Origin of the sequence: Microbacterium sp. K35 (assembly GCF_004794375.1) — a bacterium.
Taxonomy (GTDB): domain Bacteria; phylum Actinomycetota; class Actinomycetes; order Actinomycetales; family Microbacteriaceae; genus Microbacterium; species Microbacterium sufflavum.
Map to the genome: position 1 here is coordinate 1 of NZ_SSDM01000411.1, position 478 is coordinate 478.

The 478-nt window shown below is 77.6% G+C and carries 1 pseudogene; it reads right to left on the reverse strand.

Annotated features, from left to right (window positions below):
- Positions 1 to 478 (reverse strand): annotated as a pseudogene (locus DW299_RS17115) (2-succinyl-5-enolpyruvyl-6-hydroxy-3-cyclohexene-1-carboxylate synthase); the annotation flags it as partial.

Here is a 478-nt window from a genome sequence, read left to right on the forward strand (position 1 = left end):
CCGCGCGGACGGCGTCGCGCCGGGCGGCGAGGTCGGTGGACGCGAGGGCATCGGCGTCGGGCGCCTGCTCGCTCAGGTCGACGGCCTCGGCAGCCGACGCCCGCATCCACTGCCCGAGCCACTCGCGATCGGGCTCCCCCGGGGCCACCGTGACCGCCGCGACCGCGCGCGTGCGGTGGTTGAGGTCGAGCTCCTCCCCGCCGCGGCGCACCGCCACGACCTCCACGTCGTGGCGCGACAGCAGCCGCGCGGCCTCACGGCTCAGCGTGGGATGGCCGAACACGACGACACGCTCGATGCGGCCGCCGAGGTCGTCACGGGAGAGCAGCCGACGGTAGCCGTGCACGAGGCGACGCCCGAACCGCGCGCCGCTCACGACCTCGGCGATCAGCGGCCAGTCCGCCGTGTGGGCGAGCTCCTCCGCGGCGGCACCCGCGTCGGCACCCGCGAGCACGACCGTGCGCGGACCGCGCGGCAG